This is a genomic window from Pseudanabaenaceae cyanobacterium SKYG29 (genome assembly GCA_025055675.1).
Lineage (GTDB): Bacteria > Cyanobacteriota > Cyanobacteriia > Pseudanabaenales > Pseudanabaenaceae > M5B4.
In genome coordinates this window covers 263,904-284,562 of record JANWWT010000002.1, presented here as the reverse complement: position 1 = coordinate 284,562, position 20,659 = coordinate 263,904, and the positions used below count along the sequence as shown (strand labels likewise).

Below are 20,659 nucleotides of genomic sequence, written 5' to 3'. Positions count from 1 at the left end.
GTTTTTTAATTTAGCAGATGGGGGCGGTGGAATTGTTGGGCAAATTTTTTCTCCCCCTAGGGAAGGAGGTCAAGATGGAGAGCAACTTAGGCTAAGATAGGTCTGACCTAGTCTGTGTCTGTAATTATGGTGCAATCTGCGGTTAAACCTAGCGATATTCTCAAGAGTGCTGACCCCGATCGGTTACATCGTATTCGGCATACCTGTTCTCACGTGATGGCGATGGCGGTACAGAAGCTCTTTCCAGATGCTAAGGTGACGATTGGACCAGCGACAGAGACTGGGTTTTACTATGATTTTGACCGCAAAGAGCCCTTTACTCCCCAAGACTTGAAAAAGATTGAAAAGGAGATGAGGAAGATCATCAAGGCTGATCTGCCTGTGGTAAGGCAAGAAGTCGATCGGGAGGTAATCAGGGCAGAGATTAACAAACTAAATGAACCCTACAAGTTGGAGTTGTTGGATGCTATTCCCCTTGATGCTGTGATTACGCGTTATTTTTTGGGTGACCCCCACAAGGACCAGAATGCCTGGTGGGATTTGTGTGCTGGGCCGCATTTGGAGAGGACGGGAGAGATTGACCCGGAGGCTTTTGAATTGGAAAGTATTGCGGGAGCTTACTGGCGGGGGGATGAGAGGAATGCTATGCTCCAGCGGATTTACGGCACGGCGTGGGAAACGAAGGAGCAGCTGGAAGCATACAAACATCAGGTGGAGGAGGCAAAAAGAAGGGACCATCGCAAGATTGGCAAGGATTTACAGCTATTTAGCATTCAAGAGGAGGCGGGGGGTGGTTTGGTTTTCTGGCATCCGAGGGGTGCTCTGATGCGCAAGATCATTGAGGACTTTTGGAAGGAGTTGCATCTGCAGGCGGGTTACGAGCTGGTGACTACTCCCCACATTGCTAATCTGGAGCTATGGAAAACTTCGGGGCATAATGACTTCTACCGCGACAGTATGTTTGACACGATGGAGGTGGAAGAACAGGAGTACCAACTAAAACCCATGAACTGTCCCTTCCACATTTTGATTTATAAAGATAGTCTGCATTCTTACAGGGAATTCCCCCTTCGTTATGCGGAGTTAGGGACGGTTTACAGGTATGAACGATCGGGGACGATGCATGGTCTAATGCGGGTGCGGGGGTTTACCCAGGATGATGCCCATATCTTTTGTACGGAAGACCAAATTGCCAGTGAGATTTTGGGGGTTTTGCATTTGGCAGAGCAACTCCTTTCCACTTTTGGTTTTGCGGAATATGAGGTGAATCTGTCTACCAGACCTGATAAGTATGTGGGGGAGGATGCAATTTGGGAAAAAGCCACGGCGGCACTGCGGGAGGCTCTAGAGCAAAAAGGCTGGCAGTACAAGGTAGATGAAGGGGGGGGTGCTTTTTACGGTCCTAAGATTGACATTAAGATTGAAGATGCGATCGGTCGTAAGTGGCAGTGTTCTACGATTCAGGTGGATTTCAATCTGCCGCAGAGGTTTGATTTGGAGTATGTGGCAGAAGATGGACTGCGCAAACGCCCGATTATGATTCACCGCGCTCTGTTTGGCTCGTTAGAACGGTTCTTTGGGGTGTTGGTGGAAAACTATGCGGGTGATTTTCCTCTCTGGTTAGCGCCTGTGCAGGTAAGGTTGATTCCTGTTTCAGATGAGCAGATTCCTTATCTGACAGAGGTGGAACAAAAGATGAAGGCAGAGGGCATAAGGGTGCAACTTGACCGATCGGGTGAGCGAATGGCAAAACAAATCCGCAAAGCAGAGTTGGAGAAGATTCCCGTGATGGGGATTGCGGGTAACAAGGAGGTGGAGTCGGGGTCTCTGAGTATTCGCACTCGTCAGCAGGGAGAGCTAGGAGCTATTCCTCTGCCAGAAGTAATCGATAAGATTCACCACGCTATTAAGACGAAGGGGTGGTTGTGAAGAGGTGGGGCTTCGACAAGCTCAGCCCCCATGCCACAAAATCAGACTCAATAAACTAGCCGTACTGCAGTAGCCTCAGCTCACCTTCAGCCATATAGCAAGACAGGAGGAAGACCTAGGTCAGGGTTTTCTTGATGATTGACTGCAGCCAGGTGTGGGGGAGTAGGCGATTGACTAATAACAACAAGGGGACTTGGTCACCGACGCTGTAACGCAACCGATCGCTTTTGTCGTGGGCGGCTTGCCAGATTACTTTTGCTACGATGGCGGGGGGAGGGGCACTTGCTGCTACCGCTTTCAATTTCTCCCAAACTTTTGTTTGATAACTTTCGTAATCATCCTGATGGGGTGACTGTAGAATAACTTGCGATCGGTCAAAGAAGTCAGTCTTTATTGCCCCTGGTTCAATTAGTTTGACTTTGATGTTAAAGGGAGCCAGCTCGTATTGCAAAGATTCGCTGAAACCCTCGATGGCAAATTTGGTGGCATGGTAAAGACTGTAAAGAGGAAAAGCTAAACGACCAGCCACGGAAGAAATGTTGATAATCATTCCCTGTCTTCTGGCGCGAAAATGAGGTAAAACCGATCGGGTCATGCGCATTAAACCAAACACATTAGTTTGAAATTGTTTTAATATCTGCTCTTCAGTGGCATATTCGAAAGCTCCAAATGTACCAAAACCAGCATTGTTTACCAACACATCCAAGCTGCCAAAATGCTCAAATGTTTGTTGCACAGCCGCATCGATCGTTGCTTGTTCATTGACATCCAACTGCAGACACAGTAAATGTTCTAAACTCTGCAACGCCCCACCCGCTTCTAGGCGACGGACACCTGCTACCACATTCCATCCCTGTTGCTGAAAATACAAGGCTGTTGCGCGTCCAATGCCTGCTCCTGCCCCTGTAATTAAAACCGTAGGCATTAGTAAATACGGGGTTTGATAGCAAAACGATCGGGGTCAATCTGCTGCAGACTCAAGTTCACAGGACGTTGTGTTATTCCCACTGCCTCCCCCTCGGCAAACACTACAGAATGGTGCAGGAAATTAACGTCATCCCGATCGGGGAAATCTTCGCGGAAATGCGCCCCCCGACTCTCCCGCCGATACAAAGCACTGCTTAGGATTGCTTCTGCCACCTTAATTAAATTCCCCAACTCCAATGCCTGTTGCAATTCCAAATTGAAGACCTTGCCCCGATCGTCTAAATGCAAATCCTGTTGATAGCGCGCTTTTATCTGCCTAATCTTCTCTAGCCCCGCCTTCAAATTGTTTTCTGTGCGAAAAATACCACAGTGATGAGTTGTTGTCTCCTGCAGTTCCTTGCGCAGTTCCACAATTCTGGTTTTCCCTTTGGTCTGCAAGATGCTTTCTAATTGGGCTGTGACAGAAGAGAGATAACGATCGGGGGAGAAGGAAGGAAAAGAACGTTTTTGCACGTAATCTGCTACTTTTTCCCCCACCCACTTGCCAAATACCACACATTCCAGCAGGGAATTAGCCCCCAGACGATTTGCCCCATGCACCGAGACACAAGCACATTCCCCCACCGCAAAATAGCCCCCTACAGGAGTAAGAAAACGATCGAGGACTTGCCCGTTGGTATTGGTGGAGATGCCCCCCATGGAGTAATGCACTGTGGGACGCACTGGCAAAGGATGAGTAATGCAATCAACCCCCGCCAAGCGTAGACCCTCTTCCCTAGCAAACGGCAACCGTTCACAAATTAACTCCGCCCCCAAATGGCGCAAATCCAAATGCACGTAAGGACCACCGCCAATTCCCCGTCCTGCCGCAATTTCATAGGCAATACAACGGGAAGTGATGTCCCTAGGAGCTAACTCCATTGCCTGGGCACTGATGGGGTAATTTGCCATAAACCTTTCCCCCAAGTCGTTGATGAGATAAGCCCCTTCCCCCCGCACTGCCTCCGAAATCAATACCCCTGCCGGGTAAAGCCCCGTAGGATGGAACTGCACAAATTCCATGTCCTGTAGCGGCAGCCCACAGGTCCAAGTCAACCCCAGCCCATCTCCCGTACTGGAAAAATCATTAGAAGTGGTGTTGAATACCCGTCCATAGCCCCCCGTTGCCATCACGATCGCTTTAGCAGCAAACACTTCTAACTCCCCTGTCTCCAGGCGGAGAGCAACCACTCCCTTTACTTCTCCCTCCTCATAGATGACCTGGGTAACATACCATTCGTCGTAGATATGCACACCCAACCGCCACAAAGAGAGAAACAGTTCGTGGAGAATCGCATGACCTGTCTTATCTGCAGCAAAACAAACACGGCGATAGGAATGCCCCCCAAAAGCTCTTTGAGCTATCCTGCCATCCCCTAGGCGGGAAAACAGCACCCCCAAATGTTCCAAATCCCGTATGACCGCAGGGGCAAGCTTGGTTAAAATTTCTACTGCGTCGTGGTCTGCCAAGTAGTCTGAGCCCTTGATTGTGTCGTAGGCATGGCTGAGCCAATCATCTTGGCTATCTACATTCTGCAAACTAGCGGCAATACCCCCCTGGGCGGCAACAGAATGGGAACGTAAAGGATGCACTTTAGAAAGGAGGGCTACCGATCGTCCTGCTTGCGCCACCATTCTGGCTACCTGGGAACCAGCCAAACCGCCACCCACAACTACCACATCGTAGGACTGCACTACTCCAGACCATGACCCAGCCTAACTATCCTGACGGAAGGAAAGGGATTTTGTCAATGTCAGCAATCACTGCGGGAATACTACCTAGTATCTTAGATTCATAACTGTTCACAGGAATTTAGCTATGAGTACTGCCCAAAGCCTGATTGGCAACCGCTACCGCCTAGAACGATCGTTGGGAGAAGGGGGGATGGGGCAGGTATTTCTAGCAGCGGACACATTATTTCAACACAAATTGGTGGCACTTAAGCTCCTCAAAGAACGCATGGCAGAAAATGAAAGCATTCGGCGACGCTTTGACCAAGAAATCCGAGTTTGTGCCGCCCTTGCCAACGTTAATATCGTACAAGTAACTGATTGCGGTGTAACAGAAGAAGGCTATCCCTACTACGTAATGGAGTATTTAGATGGCAGAAGTTTAAGCAGTATTTTAGCAGAGGAGGGGCGATTAAGTCCTGAACGAGCTGTCAACATTGCTATACAAATTTGTAATGGTTTAGCTGCTGCCCATGAGGGGTTTGAATATCAGGGGAAAAAAGTAACAATTGTGCATCGAGACCTCAAGCCCGAAAATATTTTTATTGTGGATAGTGGTATGGGGGAGTTGGTAAAGATACTAGATTTTGGTATTGCTAAAATTTGCAGCGAAATTCAGAGTACTATAATTCCCCAAACGCAGCAGGGTATGTTCTTAGGTACGGCACATTACTCTTCCCCGGAACAAATTAGAGTAGAACCTGTGGGACCCACTTCTGATATTTACAGTTTGGGGGTAATGCTCTATGAAATGCTTACTGGCACTGATCCCTTTGGTTTAGTGGCAGAAGGTAACACCAAGATGCAAGCTTGGTTAAAAGCTCACCTCAACCGTCCACCCATTCCTTTACGTCAACAACCTGATTGTGAACATATTTCTCCTGCTTTGGAGGCGGTAGTAATGCGCTGTTTGGAAAAATCCCCCGATCGGCGTTTCCCCTCGGCTGTGGCTTTAGCAGCGGCTCTACAAACTGCTATTCAAGATAATGTTGCTCCCGTAACTGTTCCGTTGCCGCCAACAGCTACTATACCCTGGGGTTGGCTAATAGCCTGTTTAAGTGTGATTTTAGTAGCGATTACTGTTGTTGTCTGGTTGTTAGCAACTCCCACTAAAAAGGACGAATGTACATTTGAAAGTGACCCCAATTGTTACTGTGAGAAACAACAAACACAAGCCAACCCTGACCCCAGATGCTCAGCAATTTAGAGCTGTATTTTCTTACTGTTAACTACTATTCAGCCGATTTGGTCTCTAGGTTGGTTCAGTCTCTAGCCGCGCTGCCCCTCGACTATCAAGTACTAGTAATCAATAATTCTCCCCTAGATAAAGCCATAAATCAGATGGGGTACCCCTCTGTGGAAGTTGTAGAAACAGGTGAAAATTTAGGCTTTGGTGCGGCCTGTAATGTGGGGTTGGAATTAATCTATTCTCGATCGCCCTGTGCTACAGTGTGGCTGATTAACCCTGATGCTTATCTAGCTAGTGAGGACTTGGCTAAGGTGGCAATCATTTTGCCTAACTTACGGTCTTACCCGATCGTTGGTACTTTTATTTATGACCCCCAGGGAGAGCTAATTTTTAGTGGCGGGAAATTCAATCGCTGTTGGGGAACTATAACAGAAGAAACAGAAGGGTGGGGAGGGGAAGTTAGAGAGACAGATTGGGTAAGTGGCTGCAGTATGATCATTAACCTGGGTCATTTTCAGCACTGTCCTCAATTTGATCGGTCATACTTTTTATACTATGAGGATTTTGATTTTTGCCGTCGTTATACCCCCTGTTATATTTGTGCCTCTCTGAGAGTAATCCATGAAAAATCTGGGGTCACTAGTCAGTTAAAGGAAGCCAAACTAAGCCAAGAAATTTACAGCTATCTTCTCACCCTTGCTAGACACACATCCCCCCTAGTTCTGTGGTATCGTCTCCCACGGATTGCTATTGTTTCTCTTTATCAAATTCTGGTGAATCAACCCCAAGGTCAAGCTAAACTAAAGGGAGTCGTTGCCTTCTTAACCCATACGCCCCTGCACATAATTTAGGGTCGCAGTCTCACGGGGATTGTTAAATATTTCTGTTGTTGTATTGCACTCTACCAATTTCCCTACCCTTTCTCCCCGATCGTTAATCTCCACATTGATAAAAGCTACCCGATCGGTAATTCTCCTCGCCTGCTGTAGATTATGGGTAACGATAACAATAGTGTAGTTCTGCTTTAGTTCTAGCAGCAATTCTTCAATCTTAGCTGTAGAAATGGGGTCAAGGGCAGAGCAGGGTTCATCCATTAAAATAATTTTGGGTTTGAGGGCTATAGCACGGGCAATACAGAGTCTTTGTTGCTGTCCTCCTGAGAGAATCCTGCTGCTTTGATTGAGTTTATCTTTTACTTCCTCCCATAGATTAGCTTGACGCAGTGCCTGTTCTACCTTTTGGTCTAAATTAGTTTTGTAGCCATTCACCCGTAGACCAAAGGCAATATTCTCATAGATGGACTTGGGGAAAGGATTAGGGCGTTGAAACACCATGCCAATCTCCCGCCGTACTTTTACAGGATCAATATAGGGAGCATAAATATTTTCCCCTTTATAGAGTACCTCCCCTGTAATTTTCATGCCTGGAATGACATCATTTAGGCGATTACAACAGCGCAATAATGTACTTTTCCCACTCCCCGATGCACCAATCAAACCAAAAATTTCCCGTTCATAAATATCAAGGTTGATATCCTGTAAAATGGGCGATCGTTTGTAACTGACACTCAAATTGTTAATTTTGAGGATCAACTCTGGCATAATTACAGCCCTTTAGGTTAGACTAACAACAGTTGTCAGTTATTGTTGCACCCAAGTAATTATGACATATCTTTGGTTCAAAGCCTTTCATATTATCGCTATGGTCGCCTGGTTTGGCGGTCTATTTTACCTCCCTCGCTTGTTTGTCTATCATGTAGAAGCCAATGAACAGCCTGAACCTGCCCGCTCTATTCTCAAAAATCAGTACGCCCTCATGGAAAAACGCCTCTACGGCATTATCATGAATCCTGGTATGATGCTCACGATCGGGATGGCAATCGCTATGTTAGTCGTGCAACCGGATTTATTGAAACAGGGGTGGTTACATATCAAAATTGCCCTAGCCACATTACTGTTGGGCTATCACTTGTATTGTAAACGGTTAATGCGGATGTTGGAGGCAGGCACCTGTCAGTGGACGAGTAAACAATTGCGGGCATTCAATGAAGTACCAACTTTGCTTTTAGCTGTTATTGTTTTGTTGGTGATCTTCAAGGATGGTTTGCCTTGGGACGTGACTTCCATCGGTGTAGTCATTACTACTATTTTGTTTGCTGTGGCAATTCAGCTCTATGCCCGTAAACGCCGTCTCGATGCCGAAAAAGCTGCTACCTCTGTCAGCCAATAACTGTGGTTATCTACTATCAAGATTCTCTCTTTTCCCCTCGTCCTTATCGCGTCGCCGATCGGGGGGATTTCTCTCTGACTCTCACTCCTGAAGCTCTTTCTACTTGGCAAAAGAAAGTCTACAATTTTCAACAGCAAGTTAGGGGAGCATCCGTTAGTCAAACCAGTCTGTTTAGCGACATGAATTTTTCCCCCCTTGACCCTTTTAAGTTGCCCATTTACCCTGAAGATTTCTATCGCTTAGACCAAGCTAGTAGTGATGCTTGTATCTATTTTGTTTGTGATCTAGATGCCTATCTCATCCTCTATATCGGCGAAACCAATAACCTACAAAAACGCTGGCAAGGATTACATGACTGCAAAAAATATCTCCAGCAATATCGATCGGTTTCACGGAGCACGATCGGGTTTAGTTTTTACTGGCAAGCCCCTATGCCCAAACGATCGAGGCAGCGGTTAGAAAAATCCCTAATTTTGCATTGGCGTTCCCCCTTCAACAAAGAAAATTGGCAGTATTGGCACACCCCTTTCATCTGCTAACCCTGCCCCATGGAGTCTGAACCTTGTCCCTTGGGGGCTGAGCTTGTCACATGAGGGCTGAGCTTGTCGCATGAGGGCTGAGCTTGTCGCATGAGGGCTGAGCTTGTCGCATGAGGGCTGAGCTTGTCGCATGAGGGCTGAGCTTGTCGAAGCCCGACCTTACCAAAAAAGCCTGAGAATCAATCCCAGGCTAGCTGAAAGAGGGGCAGTCCAGCTAAGGGTTAAATTACCCCTGCCAACTCCACATGACTAGAACTGATAATCTCTTCCATCTCCTCCGCATCCACTGTCTCCTTTTCAATTAACAGTTGGGCAATCCGATCGAGGATATGGCGGTTATTCTGCAAAATAGTCTTAGCTCGCTGGTATGCCTCTGCCACCAGTTTGTTTACCTCCGCATCAATTATAGCCGCCGTTTCCTCAGAGAAATCCCGCTCCGTCGCGATCTCCCTGCCTAGGAACATATTCCCCGAAGACCGACCTAGCGCCACTGGTCCCAGCTCATCACTCATGCCAAAGCGCATCACCATCTGGCGGGCAATGTTAGCCACCTGTTGCAGGTCACTGGAAGCCCCCGTGGTCACCTCCGTTTCCCCAAACACAATCTCTTCTGCTACACGACCACCCAAAGCCACCGCCATCTGGTTGCGTAGATAAGTGCGGCTCTGCATCCTCTCTTCCGTAGGGACAAACCAGGTCAAACCACCAGCCCTGCCCCTAGGGATGATCGTCACCTTTTGGATGGGGTCGTATTCCGGCAACAAAGCCCCTACCAGAGCATGACCAGCCTCATGGTAAGCAACCAATTGCTTGCGCTTTTCACTCATTACGCGGTCTTTCTTCTCCGGACCTGCCAACACCCGATCGACAGCATCATTAATCTCATCCATGGAAATTTCCGTCAAGTTGCGCCGTGCTGCCAAGATTGCTGCCTCGTTCAACAGGTTGGATAGATCAGCACCCGTAAATCCAGGAGTCCGCCGTGCAATTTTTTCCAAATCCACATCCTTTGCCAGGGTCTTCCCTTTGGCATGTACCTTGAGAATCTCCAAACGACCGTTGAAATCAGGACGATCGACAACCACCTGCCTGTCAAATCGCCCAGGACGGAGCAATGCCGCATCCAAGACATCCGGACGGTTAGTCGCCGCAATGATGATGATGCCTGTGTTACCCTCAAATCCATCCATCTCTGTTAGGAGTTGGTTAAGGGTTTGCTCCCGTTCATCATTACCACCACCGAGACCAGCTCCCCGCTGCCGTCCCACTGCATCAATTTCATCAATAAACACGATACAGGGAGCATTTGCCTTCGCCTGTTCAAACAAATCGCGCACCCGGGAAGCACCTACCCCCACAAACATCTCCACAAACTCCGAGCCAGAGATACTGAAGAAAGGCACACCTGCTTCCCCTGCCACAGCCCGCGCCAACAAAGTTTTACCCGTACCAGGCGGACCTACCAGCAATACCCCCTTGGGAATTTTGGCACCAACCGCAGTGTAACGATCGGGATTCTTCAAAAAGTCCACTACTTCCGCCAGTTCCAGCTTAGCTTGGTCAATCCCCGCCACATCATCAAAAGTGACTTGGGTTTGGGGTTCCATCTGCACCCTCGCTCGCGACTTGCCGAAATTCATGGCTTGGTTACCAGGGGCATTCTGAGCGCGACGGAGTAAAAAGAATAATCCTACCAACAGCAGAGCAGGGAGAACTAGCGTACTCAGACTCTGCCACTGTACCCCATCGTTGGCGCGTGCCGCTACATCAAATTCCACGCCATTCTTGAGCAAAATCGACTCTAGTTCAGGGTCATTGGGTAAAAACACCTTCACGCGCTTGGCTCCCGTCTCCTGAGCAACTGTAGCTACCGCTGTAGTCAAATCTCGACTGAAGGTTACCCGTGTTACCTGCTTGTTCTCTATCGCTTGTATAAGCTCGGAGTAGCGCCACTGTTGCTGGGGCTGGGATTGATTGCCAGAAAATGCCGTAATTACTGCCACAATAGCTATAGTCAATAGGGCAGCCAGCCCAAAATTTCGCCACCACTTTTCATTCTTCTTCTTGTTCACCTGTGAACTCCTACCCTTGTTTGCAAAACTTAATATAGACTCTTAGCTATCGTAACTAATTTCAGTAGGTTCTAGTTCCTGTTTAGTGCCAGCAAAGGGATTATCTGCCGTGAGAAAGAGCATACAGTGGCATTCTTTGCGCTCCCGCATGGGTACACAGGGACAATTCCAGTAAGTGTTTCTCACTTCCGCCTCTTTGTCTTCGTAATAGCGGCAGGGACAGAGGGGAGCACCCAGTTCTTCCTTGTGTTTGGCTAAACCTTCAATGACAGCAGTGGTGATAGCTGGATCAGCGCAGAAGTAAGTCCCGGTGCGTTTAGCATACTGTTCGGCGAATTTGCGCATGGCATCAAAGGTACGTTGGGAGGCTTTGTTTTTCCCCCGTGTTGCTGCTGTTGTCTCCACAATTATACCTACTTCTTAACTATTATTTAATTCATAGCATATCTGCACTGTCTAGCGGGTTAAGGAATGTGAACCACGATAGATACGCTCCTGTTGTTCAGGGGGCAGCCAACTGCGCACAGGTAATTCGCAGACAGCAGGTTCAGGTAGGAGGGGTAAAAATTGTCCTCGATCGGGGTTGTAAGCCAGTACGTTCCCCGTTTCAATGTCATAAATCCAGCCGTAAAGATTGAGCTGACCAGCCCGCAGTTTTTCTTGCACTATAGGATAGGAACGCAAGTTTTCTAGCTGGGTGAGGACATTTTCTGCTACTGCTATTTCCACTTGTTCTTCGTGACCACAATCGCGACATTTTTGTTGGACAATACTAAGCGTTTCTTCGGCATGGAGCAACCATTCGTAAACCAGGGGCATTTCTTGTTTTAGTTTGTCTAATTTGAACAACCCCTTCATTGCCCCACAGTGAGTGTGACCACAGACAATAATATTCTTTACCGCCAGGGCTTTGATGGCATACTCGATCGTGGCTCCCTCTCCCCCCTTAGCCCTGGTGTAGTGGGGCACAATATTACCCGCATTGCGAATGACAAATAGTTCCCCTAGATCAGCATCTACTAACAGGTTGGGGTCGATGCGGGAATCAGAACAGGTGATAAATAAAACTGTAGGATGTTGCCCCTCTGCCAGTTGTTCAAACAGGTCTTGATGGGTGCAAAAATAGCGATTGCGGAAATCCCGCAGCCCTTGAATTAAGTCCTTCATAATGTCTATCTTTGGCAGTAACCTCCCATTTTAGCAGTAGCTGATCTGTATGTCACACAGAAATTCTTATGGTTTCTATCAGTCTTAGTAATATTACTTGGGTATGAATACTCAGAATTGCTGGCAAGCTTTTTCAGTATAATAAAGCCGCCTATGAGTGGAAAAAAGATATGAGTTTACATAGACTAATTTATCTGAGTTATGCCCGCACTGGTATAGGCTATAGCGATTTGCGGGACATTATGGACAAGTCGGAGGTTAACAATGCCCAAGCAGGCATAACGGGAATGTTATGTTACGGCAATGGCGTTTTTCTGCAAATTTTGGAAGGCAATCGTAAGATGGTCAATCAAACTTATCACCGTATTGTCAAAGATAATCGTCATCACAGTCCTGAAATCATCGATTTTAGAGCTATTCAGTGCCGCAGTTTCCCCGAATGGTCGATGAAGCTAGTGCAATTAGATGATAAGATGCCTGATAACATCAAAGTATTGATTTTGAAATTTTCTGGTTCTCAGACGTTTGGCCCTGAACACATGACAGCGAACCAGTGTTTTCAATTCATGAGGGAGCTATATGACCTGTTTACTCTGGCTTAGTCTGTGGTTTTTCTTGCCTTTAATGGCTCTGGCTCAGTCCTGGCAGTTGGCAGGACAAACTATCATCACATTTGCAGGGGGGCAGGAGGGTCGTATTGCCGAAATTAACGAGCGGTTGGGTCAGATTATTCGCAGTAGTGACCCCCTAGCTAGTTGGTCAATTAGTCAGAGACCTGTCTATGTCACTCTTACAGAAAAAAGTAAAGACCCCAAGGTAAAACCAAAGACGGTGCAAAAGTTGCAAACGATCGAGATATTTCTCAACAACAATTTTCTATTAGCAGTACGGGAAGAGGATGTTAGTAGTCAGGGAGCTGCTTCCCTAGAAGCCCTTGCGAATGAATGGACAAACACTCTTACGCAGTTTTTCCGTACAGCTGAGAACCGTCGTTCTGTCTATCTCAGTCAAGTATTGCCCCCTACATTAACTTACCAAGGCAAAATTTACAAACTGGTGCCTGAACCTGTACTCGATCGGGGTTTGTTCCGTACCACAGGGGTGAGGGTAGCAGACCGCGTTGTGTTTTGGGAAGTGCCTGCCAACGATCGGACATATTTGTTAGACAGCCAGACCAAGCAACAAATTGAGAAGAGTGCCCAGAACCCCGATCGCATTTTTATCTTCGACCCCAAACTCCAATTTATTGGTTACACCAGAGTAGAGTGATGACATTATTTGTGTGAGTAAAGTAAAGATAAGAGTTTCGATACCTGTCTGAAAGGAATAACGGATCGGTCTAAACTTGTCAGTAAATTAGGTTAAATCTATGATTCAAACCAGTAAGCCCAGACTGATTGACGAGTATTTTGCCCAAGAAGCAGTTTCGGGAACACGCAGTGAGTACATTAAGGGAGAGATTATCCCTATGCCTGGGGTTACACCCACCCATAACACTGTTATTGCCAATCTCCTGGTATTGCTTTACATAGCCCTACGGGAGTTACCTTACTGTGTTTTTGTTAGTGACCAGCGTCTCTGGATTCCCGATCGGCAGATGCTTACTTATCCCGACATTATGGTGACACCTGACCCACCGATGTTGATGGAGGGACGGCGTGATACAGTCATTAACCCTCTCCTGATTGCTGAAGTGCTGTCGGACTCTACAGAGGCACAGGATCGAGGGACAAAATTTGCTGCCTACCGTTCTATTCCTACCTTCCAGGAATACCTACTCATTGCCCAAACAGCAATAGCGATCGAACAATTTTACAGACAAGCCGATCAGTGGGTTTTGCAAGATTATTCCCAGACAGGCACGATCGTTCTGAGGAGTTTGCCCGTGACAATAGAAATTGCTGAAGTCTATCGTCGCGTTAACTTTACCAATACATAGATTTATACAGACTGCTAAATCTGCTATCCAGTTTCATATCTAAGCCTTGCCGTTTTGCAAATGTTGGTCTGCTGACTGCTAAGATTTCCTTTCGATCTAGATAAGCAAGACAATATATCTCCATCACTCCTAAAAATGCAGATAGCAGAAATAGAGAAATTACACTAAAAAATTAGGAGGCAACTGTACAGGTCATTTTATCCTGCGTTCGAGAGCTTTTGAACAGCTATTGTTTTACAGTCTCCTTGTTCTATAGCCAGGGTTTTGCTAATCTATTGTAAATTTTTATTTCACAGATTTAACACTTGTGGGGTTGCAGTAAACTGGAAGTGTATCCTCCCTTGTCAGTCTCTATGTTAGCCATAGCAGAGCTTTCTGAGTTTAGGTTAACTCTATTGAGTCATAAGAACGCCAATTTTTGCCTAAACCCTATATTAGGAGCATTAGTATTGGTTGCTTCTAGCTTTACTTGTTCTGTTTTTTTGATTATTGTGTTGCACATTTTAGTGATTTATTTTGGTTACCTTGAACCCTCTTATGTCTACAACTTTAACACATATTTTATTATTATTAGTTTTAGTATTCTGGTTTCTTTGTTTTTTGTTAAAAACTTTCTCTTTGAGGAATTTTGGGATTTTAAGTTAGCCCCCTCCCTAATTATACATAGAAAGCGCAATTTTCTGTCCCGGTTTGAGGAAGAGATTCCTTTTAGATCAGTTGTTCAGATTGTAGTAAATCATTACCCCAAAGAGAAAAGTCTGCTGATTGAAATGAAAAACAATCGATCGAGGCAGTCATTATTCCATTCATCTAGAATCAAAGTACGGCTACAAATTCCAGACCATGATGAGCTGAGGCAAATAGCCGAATTTTTACATAGGGCAATGCCGGACAAGGTAATAGAAACTAGCAAAGAGAGACCAATTACTACTCTTTTAACTGTACTAGCAGGCATACTTCTTGTGATAGAGATTTTGGCTCATATAATAGAAGCAATTGCCCATATTTTCGGGGGGTTTGGCTAAGATAGACGATGTGGGGATTGTAAAGATTAGGCATGGACTGGATCGATTCCTTTGATGTAGTCGTAGTGGGTGCAGGGCACGCAGGCTGTGAGGCGGCTTTGGCAGCAGCGCGCTTGGGTGCAAGGACTCTATTACTTACCCTCAACCTCGATCGGATTGCTTGGCAACCCTGTAACCCAGCCGTAGGCGGACCGGCTAAGTCCCAACTAGTCCATGAAGTGGATGCCCTGGGGGGGGAAATAGGCAAGATTACTGATAGGACTTACCTGCAGAAGCGCATCCTGAATCGATCGCGGGGTCCAGCGGTGTGGGCATTGCGGGCGCAAACAGACAAACGGGAATATGCTCGCGAGATGAAGCGGGTAGTGGAAAATCAGCCCAACCTCTACCTGCGGGAGGGGACAGTGATCGATGTGCAGATCAAAGACGATCGGGTGATTGGTGTAACAACCCAATTTGGGGTTTCCTATGCCTGTAAAGCCGTGATTCTCACCACAGGGACATTCCTCAACGGCAGAATTTGGGTAGGGAATCGATCGATGCCAGCAGGACGGGCAGGAGAATTTGCTGTCAGTGGTTTAACCGAGAAGCTGCAAGACTTGGGATTTACTACCGACCGCTTAAAAACTGGTACCCCCGCCAGAGTGGACAAGCGCACTGTTGACTACAGCAGGATGGAAGTGCAGCCCCCTGACGAGGAGCACAACTGGTTTAGCTTCGACCCCCAAGCCTGGGTCATGAGGGAGCAGATGAATTGTTATCTCACGCGCACAACAGCAGAAACCCATCGTTTAATCAAGGAAAATCTTCACCTCTCACCTGTCTATGGTGGTCTGATCGATGCCAAAGGACCGCGCTATTGTCCCAGCATAGAAGATAAGATTGTGCGGTTTGCGGACAAAGACAGCCATCAAATTTTCATTGAACCAGAGGGGCGCGATATTCCTGAACTGTACATTCAAGGTTTTTCGACGGGATTTCCCGAGCAACTACAACTACAATTGTTGCGCACATTACCAGGGTTAGAAAACTGTCAGATGTTGCGGGCGGCTTACGCGGTGGAATATGACTATCTGCCTGCTACGCAATGCTTTCCTACGTTGATGACCAAGTTAGTGGAAGGTCTCTTTTGTGCGGGACAAATTAACGGGACAACGGGTTATGAAGAAGCAGCTGCCCAGGGAATTGTGGCGGGTATTAACAGTGCCTTGTATGTGCAAAACCGACCGCTAATAACTCTTCCCCGTGAATCTAGTTATATTGGCACCTTGATTGATGACCTCTGTACAAAAGAATTACGCGAACCCTATCGGATGTTGACTAGCCGATCGGAATATCGCTTATTACTGCGATCGGACAACGCTGACCAAAGATTAACTCCCTTGGGCAGAGAGGTCGGTTTAATCGATGATTATCGCTGGTCACTATTTACGGAAAAACAACGGCACATTAGAGCAGAAAAGGAACGGCTCCAAACAACCCGCATTAAGGAGCAGGAAGCCATCAGCCAAGTGATTTACCATGAAACAGGGCAGGCAATCAAAAGTGCAATCACCCTAGCGGACTTGTTGCGTCGTCAAGGTATTACCTATGCAGACCTCGATCGTTATCAATTAGGCAATCCTGAGCTTACGGACATTGAGAAGAAAGTGGTGGAAATTGAAGTGAAATATGAGGGTTATATCCACCGTCAACAACAACAAATTGAAGCAATTGCTAAGCAAGCCGATCGGAAATTGCCGCCCGATTTAGACTACTTTGCCATTGCTACCCTCTCCAAGGAATCGCGGGAAAAACTGGCGAAAATTAGGCCACTAACGATCGGGCAAGCCAGTCGGATTGGGGGAGTTAATCCTGCTGACATTAATGCTCTGCTGATTCATCTGGAATTACACCAAATGCGTGCCTGATGGACAGCAAGGAACTGGAACGTTTGCAAAAAATTAAACAGGCAAAGGACGCTAGTCGCGAGCGGCGCAAAGGTAAAGAAAAAGGTCTGTACATTGTTTTTACGGGACTGGGGAAGGGGAAGACTAGCGCTGCTATGAATTTAGTTTACCGTCATCTTGCCCACAATCTGTCCGTGGCAGTAGTACAATTTGTCAAAAACTCAGCAGCCTATCCCGATGGCGATCGGTTACTCCTAACCCGTTTGCAGGGGTTAGGTTTTCCTGTGCAGATTCACACCCTGGGAGCAGGCTTCACTTGGGAAACCCAAAATCCACAGACTGATAGAGAGGCTACAGCTCAGGCTTGGCAAGTAGCACAGGCGTATATTCAAAATCCTGAGATTAACCTAGTCGTCCTCGATGAATTACACATTGCCATCAAACATAGCCAGCTCACTGTGGAGGAAGTATTACCTGTGATTCAAAAGCGTCCCTACTACTCCCACGTGGTCAGTACGGGTAGGTATGCCCCCCAGGAGTTAATTGACCACGCCGACCTCGTTTCTGAAATCAAACTGATCAAACACCCCATTCACCAAGGCATACCCGCCCAACTGGGCATAGAGTTTTAGCTGGCCAGATACTCCCGCATACGGGACTTGCGCTTGCGCAGACTATCCATGGCTTGGCGTTCGATTTGCCTTACCTGCTCCCGACTCAAGTCTAACTGCTTGCTAATGCTGGCTAAAGACATCTCCTGCCCATCTTCCAAACCATAGCGCATGATCATCACCTGGCGTTGACGGGGAGTCAGTTCCGAGAGCAACTCCCTAATACTATCCCGCAGGGATTCATTGACTGCAAATTCTTCTGGCGAGGTACCTTCATCTTCTAGCAGCTCGGCTAGTTCAGTATCCTGGTTATCACCAATGCGCAAATCCAAGGAGACAGGCTGCCGCGCCAAGGAGAGACACTCCCGCACTTGCTCAGGTTTAATACCCAAATAGTCAGCCACCTCTAAGGCAGTAGCGACACGACCCAATTGCTGAGACAGCTGTCGTTGGGCTTTTTTGATTTTGTTGAGCTTTTCGGTAATATGGACTGGTAGACGAATGGTGCGAGCTTGTTGGGCAATGGCACGGGTAATAGCTTGGCGAATCCACCAGTAGGCGTAGGTAGAAAACTTAAAACCCTTAGTGGGGTCAAATTTGTCCACTGCCCGTTCCAGCCCCAGGGTACCTTCCTGTACTAAGTCTAGTAACTCCAGATTGCGCTTTTGGTATTTTTTGGCTACCGAGACTACTAGCCTTAAGTTGGCTTCAATCATCTTGGTCTTAGCACGACTACCCTGCTTCAGAGCAGCTCGGAGCGCTTCTACAGTCATACCCGCTTCCTGTGCCCACTCCTCTTCTGTCGGCATCCGCCCCAAACGATCGGCTAGTTTCTCCTGGAGAGCAAATAAGTCCATCATCTGCTTTACCTGCTTGCCCAGGCGAATCTCTTCCTCATTGCTCAAAAGAGGAATCTTTCCAATCTCGTGGAGGTAAGTGCGCACCATGTCACCCCCCAAGTTTGCCTGCCGTCTATTGACCACCCTTTCTGTTTCGTTTGTCATGTCCCTCTCCTAGTGCTAACTCACCGATCGGTTGCTTATTATTAAAAATTGGTTAACTTGATGCTGCTTTCGTCTACGATAGAAGTTTAAGCTGTTATCAAGTTTTTATATGGGATAGCTATTATGGCAGATTTGCCCCAAATGTCAATTGGTTGATCCATAAATTCTTCGTTGGGATTAGGCATTTCTACCATCAATAGCTGTTCCGAAAATATAGACGATGCACTTATTGTGAAGGTTGCAATTGGTTAAATAAATTCTTCCCCAGAGTGATTTAATACTTTACTACCTATGGAGGTGATTTAAGGATGGCTTTAGTTTATCCCCCTACACCTGCTGATCCCACCGTGGTGGAGGATTATCATGGGGTAAAGGTAGCTGATCCCTATCGGTGGCTAGAAGAAAGTGACAGTGAGGCAACGCAAGCTTGGATTAGGGCGCAGAATGAACTGACGTTTGGGTTCTTGGCGGGGATTCCCTGCAGGCACAGAATTAGGGAACGGTTGACCCAGCTGTGGAATTATGAGAGGTATGGGTTACCCTGGCGGGAGGGGGGACGCTACTTCTTCTTTAAGAACGACGGTTTACAGAATCAAAGTGTCCTCTACTGTCAAGAGAGTCTCACGGCGGAGCCGCAAGTAGTGATTGACCCCAATACTCTGTCGGAGGATGGTACGGTGGCCCTGACGGGAGTGTCAGTGAGTGAGGATGGTAAGTGGCTGGCCTATGCCCTTTCCCGATCGGGTTCGGATTGGCAGGAGTGGCGGGTCAAGAATCTGGAGACACTAGCAGATACGGATGATGTGGTGCAGTGGAGTAAGTTTTCGGGGGCGGCTTGGACAAAGGATGGACGGGGATTTTTCTACAGTCGCTACAGTGCTCCCAAAGATAACAGTTTAGTGGCAGCAAATTACTATCAAAAGTTGTATTACCATGTGGTGGGTACGCCCCAGGAAGAAGACCGCTTAATTTATCATCGCCCTGACCACAAGGAGTGGGGATTTAGTGGGGAGGTGACAGAGGACGGCAGGTTTTTGATTATTACGGTGTGGAAGGGAACTAGCCCACAGAATCTCATTTACTATTTGCCTTTAGACCAGGATAGCAAGTTAGTGCGACCTCTGATCGAGGAGTTCGTGGCTGAGTACAGGTTTTTGGGGAATGAGGGCAATAATTTCTGGTTCCGCACCGATCGGGATGCTCCTAGGGGCAAGGTGGTAAGGATTAATATTGACACCAAGGAAACGATCGATGTCATTCCTGAGCAGGCAGAGACTTTGGAGGGGGTGAATTTAATCAATAACCAGTGGGTAGCTCTCTACTTAAAAGATGCCTGTACAGCGGTCAGAAGGTATAGCCTAGAGGGAGAACCGATCGGGGAGATTCCTCTGCCTGGTCTGGGTACGGCGACTGGGTTTGGGGGTAAGCGCTATGACAGGGAAACTTTTTACAGCTTCACCAGTTTTACGGTGCCCCCCACCATCTATCGCTTTGATTTCACTACTAATGAAAGCACTATTTTTCAACAGCCCCAGATTGATTTCCCCTTCGGTGACTACACCACAGAGGAGGTTTTTTACAGCAGCAAAGATGGTACACGTATCCCCCTTTTTCTCACCTACCGCACAGACCTAAAAGGCAAGACTTTACCCACTTACTTGTATGGCTATGGGGGATTCAACATTAGTTTGACTCCCAGTTTTTCTATCAGTAATTTACTGTGGTTGGAGTTGGGGGGACTACTAGCAATTCCTTGCCTTAGGGGTGGCGGTGAATATGGGGAAGAATGGCACCGGGCAGGACAAAAACACAACAAACAAAATGTCTTTGATGACTTCATGGCGGCGGCAGAATACCTGATCCAGGCGGGCTGGACAACGCCACAACAATTGGCGATCGCGGGGGCCAGTAATGGTGGTCTCCTGGTGGGTGCTTGTATGACCCAACGGCCTGATCTATTTGCTGCCGCTCTGCCGGCGGTGGGGGTGATGGATATGCTGCGCTTCCACAAGTTCACGATCGGGTGGGCTTGGACAGAGGAGTATGGTTCTCCCGACAATCCCGATGATTTCCCCTACCTCTATGCCTATTCCCCTCTCCACAACATCAAACCTGGTACAGCTTACCCCGCTACCCTAGTGACTACCGCCGACCACGATGATCGGGTTGTCCCTGCCCATAGTTTCAAATTCATCAGTGCCCTGCAAGCTGCTCAGGCGGGTGATGCTCCTGTCTTGATTCGCATCGAGACCAAAGCCGGCCATGGAGCCGGCAAACCCACCAGTAAGGCGATCGAGGAGGCAGCCGACAAATGGGCGTTTCTGGTGCATGTTTTGGGTATAGAGTGCAACCTATAAACAACCTTCTTG

General features: G+C 47.4%; 19 protein-coding genes. 12 read left to right on the top strand and 7 right to left on the bottom strand.

The window, feature by feature from the left end; genetic code table 11:
- The first annotated feature begins 126 nt into the window (after nucleotides 1–126).
- Nucleotides 127–1,929 carry a threonine--tRNA ligase gene (gene thrS, locus NZM01_06105; protein MCS6959606.1) on the top strand — a complete coding sequence of 601 codons (1,803 nt, stop codon included), beginning with the start codon at nucleotides 127–129 and terminating at the stop codon, nucleotides 1,927–1,929.
- Between the two features lie 115 nt (nucleotides 1,930–2,044).
- Here the strand turns inward: thrS and NZM01_06100 are convergent, their stop codons facing one another.
- Both NZM01_06100 and NZM01_06095 read right to left on the bottom strand, forming a co-directional pair.
- Entirely contained in the window at nucleotides 2,045–2,854 is an 810-nt protein-coding gene (locus tag NZM01_06100; protein ID MCS6959605.1) for an SDR family oxidoreductase, read from the bottom strand.
- On the bottom strand, nucleotides 2,854–4,590 hold the full coding sequence (locus tag NZM01_06095) for a succinate dehydrogenase/fumarate reductase flavoprotein subunit (protein ID MCS6959604.1): 1,737 nt from the start codon (nucleotides 4,588–4,590) through the stop codon (nucleotides 2,854–2,856). Before NZM01_06095 ends, NZM01_06100 begins: the two co-directional genes overlap by 1 nt.
- Before the next feature lie 124 nt (nucleotides 4,591–4,714).
- Between NZM01_06095 and NZM01_06090 the strand changes: the two genes are divergently transcribed.
- Nucleotides 4,715–5,833: a serine/threonine protein kinase gene (locus tag NZM01_06090; protein ID MCS6959603.1), complete on the top strand. Its 1,119-nt coding sequence runs from the start codon at nucleotides 4,715–4,717 to the stop codon at nucleotides 5,831–5,833.
- Nucleotides 5,834–5,982: 149 nt separating this feature from the next.
- A complete protein-coding gene (locus tag NZM01_06085; GenBank protein ID MCS6959602.1) occupies nucleotides 5,983–6,666 on the top strand; it encodes a glycosyltransferase family 2 protein in 684 nt (227 codons plus the stop codon).
- Here the strand turns inward: NZM01_06085 and pstB are convergent.
- The gene (gene pstB / locus NZM01_06080) at nucleotides 6,637–7,416 is read right to left on the bottom strand and encodes a phosphate ABC transporter ATP-binding protein PstB (GenBank protein MCS6959601.1); all 780 of its coding nucleotides are present in this window, start codon (nucleotides 7,414–7,416) and stop codon (nucleotides 6,637–6,639) included. The two genes, NZM01_06085 and pstB, sit on opposite strands and share 30 nt — an antisense overlap.
- Nucleotides 7,417–7,477: 61 nt before the next feature.
- Here pstB and hemJ point away from each other — a divergent pair, with 61 nt between their 5' ends.
- A complete protein-coding gene (gene hemJ / locus NZM01_06075; protein MCS6959600.1) occupies nucleotides 7,478–8,044 on the top strand; it encodes a protoporphyrinogen oxidase HemJ in 567 nt (188 codons plus the stop codon).
- 2 nt (nucleotides 8,045–8,046) lie between these two features.
- A complete protein-coding gene (locus tag NZM01_06070) occupies nucleotides 8,047–8,583 on the top strand; it encodes a GIY-YIG nuclease family protein (protein ID MCS6959599.1) in 537 nt (178 codons plus the stop codon).
- Nucleotides 8,584–8,804: 221 nt separating this feature from the next.
- On the opposite strand, the gene ftsH is transcribed toward NZM01_06070, so the two are convergent.
- From ftsH to NZM01_06055, 3 genes are all read right to left on the bottom strand, one after another.
- On the bottom strand, nucleotides 8,805–10,655 hold the full coding sequence (ftsH, locus tag NZM01_06065) for an ATP-dependent zinc metalloprotease FtsH (protein MCS6959598.1): 1,851 nt from the start codon (nucleotides 10,653–10,655) through the stop codon (nucleotides 8,805–8,807).
- Between the two features lie 42 nt (nucleotides 10,656–10,697).
- Nucleotides 10,698–11,000, bottom strand: a complete 303-nt coding sequence (locus NZM01_06060) for a ferredoxin-thioredoxin reductase (protein ID MCS6959597.1) — start codon at nucleotides 10,998–11,000, stop codon at nucleotides 10,698–10,700.
- A 111-nt stretch (nucleotides 11,001–11,111) separates the two neighbouring features.
- Nucleotides 11,112–11,822: a carbonic anhydrase gene (locus tag NZM01_06055; GenBank protein ID MCS6959596.1), complete on the bottom strand. Its 711-nt coding sequence runs from the start codon at nucleotides 11,820–11,822 to the stop codon at nucleotides 11,112–11,114.
- Between the two features lie 170 nt (nucleotides 11,823–11,992).
- On the opposite strand from NZM01_06055, the gene NZM01_06050 reads away from it, so the two are divergent.
- From NZM01_06050 to cobO, 6 genes are all read left to right on the top strand, one after another.
- On the top strand, nucleotides 11,993–12,424 hold the full coding sequence (locus NZM01_06050; protein MCS6959595.1) for a BLUF domain-containing protein: 432 nt from the start codon (nucleotides 11,993–11,995) through the stop codon (nucleotides 12,422–12,424).
- Complete coding sequence (locus NZM01_06045; GenBank protein ID MCS6959594.1) at nucleotides 12,402–13,091, top strand: hypothetical protein; 690 nt, start codon at nucleotides 12,402–12,404, stop codon at nucleotides 13,089–13,091. The genes NZM01_06050 and NZM01_06045 overlap by 23 nt, the downstream gene beginning before the upstream one ends.
- A 100-nt stretch (nucleotides 13,092–13,191) precedes the next feature.
- The gene (locus tag NZM01_06040) at nucleotides 13,192–13,761 is read left to right on the top strand and encodes a Uma2 family endonuclease (GenBank protein MCS6959593.1); all 570 of its coding nucleotides are present in this window, start codon (nucleotides 13,192–13,194) and stop codon (nucleotides 13,759–13,761) included.
- Nucleotides 13,762–14,114: 353 nt separating this feature from the next.
- A complete protein-coding gene (locus NZM01_06035; GenBank protein ID MCS6959592.1) occupies nucleotides 14,115–14,786 on the top strand; it encodes a hypothetical protein in 672 nt (223 codons plus the stop codon).
- A gap of 32 nt (nucleotides 14,787–14,818) precedes the next feature.
- Nucleotides 14,819–16,696 (top strand): tRNA uridine-5-carboxymethylaminomethyl(34) synthesis enzyme MnmG, encoded by a 1,878-nt coding sequence (gene mnmG / locus NZM01_06030; protein MCS6959591.1) that lies wholly within the window; start codon nucleotides 14,819–14,821, stop codon nucleotides 16,694–16,696.
- On the top strand, nucleotides 16,696–17,307 hold the full coding sequence (gene cobO, locus NZM01_06025; GenBank protein MCS6959590.1) for a cob(I)yrinic acid a,c-diamide adenosyltransferase: 612 nt from the start codon (nucleotides 16,696–16,698) through the stop codon (nucleotides 17,305–17,307). The genes mnmG and cobO overlap by 1 nt, the downstream gene beginning before the upstream one ends.
- Here the strand turns inward: cobO and NZM01_06020 are convergent.
- Nucleotides 17,304–18,290 carry an RNA polymerase sigma factor, RpoD/SigA family gene (locus NZM01_06020; protein ID MCS6959589.1) on the bottom strand — a complete coding sequence of 329 codons (987 nt, stop codon included), beginning with the start codon at nucleotides 18,288–18,290 and terminating at the stop codon, nucleotides 17,304–17,306. The genes cobO and NZM01_06020 overlap by 4 nt on opposite strands.
- A gap of 308 nt (nucleotides 18,291–18,598) precedes the next feature.
- Here NZM01_06020 and NZM01_06015 point away from each other — a divergent pair, with 308 nt between their 5' ends.
- Nucleotides 18,599–20,647, top strand: a complete 2,049-nt coding sequence (locus NZM01_06015; protein MCS6959588.1) for a prolyl oligopeptidase family serine peptidase — start codon at nucleotides 18,599–18,601, stop codon at nucleotides 20,645–20,647.
- The last annotated feature ends 12 nt before the right edge of the window (nucleotides 20,648–20,659 follow it).

What these genes read in the sequence shown, in the direction of transcription:
- thrS (MCS6959606.1), top strand. Translation starts at nt 127, where the DNA reads ATGGTGCAATCTGCGGTTAAACCTAGCGATATTCTCAAGAGTGCTGAC.
- NZM01_06100 (MCS6959605.1), bottom strand. Translation starts at nt 2,854, where the DNA reads ATGCCTACGGTTTTAATTACAGGGGCAGGAGCAGGCATTGGACGCGCA.
- NZM01_06090 (MCS6959603.1), top strand. Translation starts at nt 4,715, where the DNA reads ATGAGTACTGCCCAAAGCCTGATTGGCAACCGCTACCGCCTAGAACGA.
- pstB (MCS6959601.1), bottom strand. Translation starts at nt 7,416, where the DNA reads ATGCCAGAGTTGATCCTCAAAATTAACAATTTGAGTGTCAGTTACAAA.
- hemJ (MCS6959600.1), top strand. Translation starts at nt 7,478, where the DNA reads ATGACATATCTTTGGTTCAAAGCCTTTCATATTATCGCTATGGTCGCC.
- NZM01_06060 (MCS6959597.1), bottom strand. Translation starts at nt 11,000, where the DNA reads ATGCGCAAATTCGCCGAACAGTATGCTAAACGCACCGGGACTTACTTC.
- NZM01_06055 (MCS6959596.1), bottom strand. Translation starts at nt 11,822, where the DNA reads ATGAAGGACTTAATTCAAGGGCTGCGGGATTTCCGCAATCGCTATTTT.
- NZM01_06050 (MCS6959595.1), top strand. Translation starts at nt 11,993, where the DNA reads ATGAGTTTACATAGACTAATTTATCTGAGTTATGCCCGCACTGGTATA.
- NZM01_06045 (MCS6959594.1), top strand. Translation starts at nt 12,402, where the DNA reads ATGACCTGTTTACTCTGGCTTAGTCTGTGGTTTTTCTTGCCTTTAATG.
- NZM01_06040 (MCS6959593.1), top strand. Translation starts at nt 13,192, where the DNA reads ATGATTCAAACCAGTAAGCCCAGACTGATTGACGAGTATTTTGCCCAA.
- NZM01_06035 (MCS6959592.1), top strand. Translation starts at nt 14,115, where the DNA reads ATGTTAGCCATAGCAGAGCTTTCTGAGTTTAGGTTAACTCTATTGAGT.
- mnmG (MCS6959591.1), top strand. Translation starts at nt 14,819, where the DNA reads ATGGACTGGATCGATTCCTTTGATGTAGTCGTAGTGGGTGCAGGGCAC.
- cobO (MCS6959590.1), top strand. Translation starts at nt 16,696, where the DNA reads ATGGACAGCAAGGAACTGGAACGTTTGCAAAAAATTAAACAGGCAAAG.
- NZM01_06020 (MCS6959589.1), bottom strand. Translation starts at nt 18,290, where the DNA reads ATGACAAACGAAACAGAAAGGGTGGTCAATAGACGGCAGGCAAACTTG.
- NZM01_06015 (MCS6959588.1), top strand. Translation starts at nt 18,599, where the DNA reads ATGGCTTTAGTTTATCCCCCTACACCTGCTGATCCCACCGTGGTGGAG.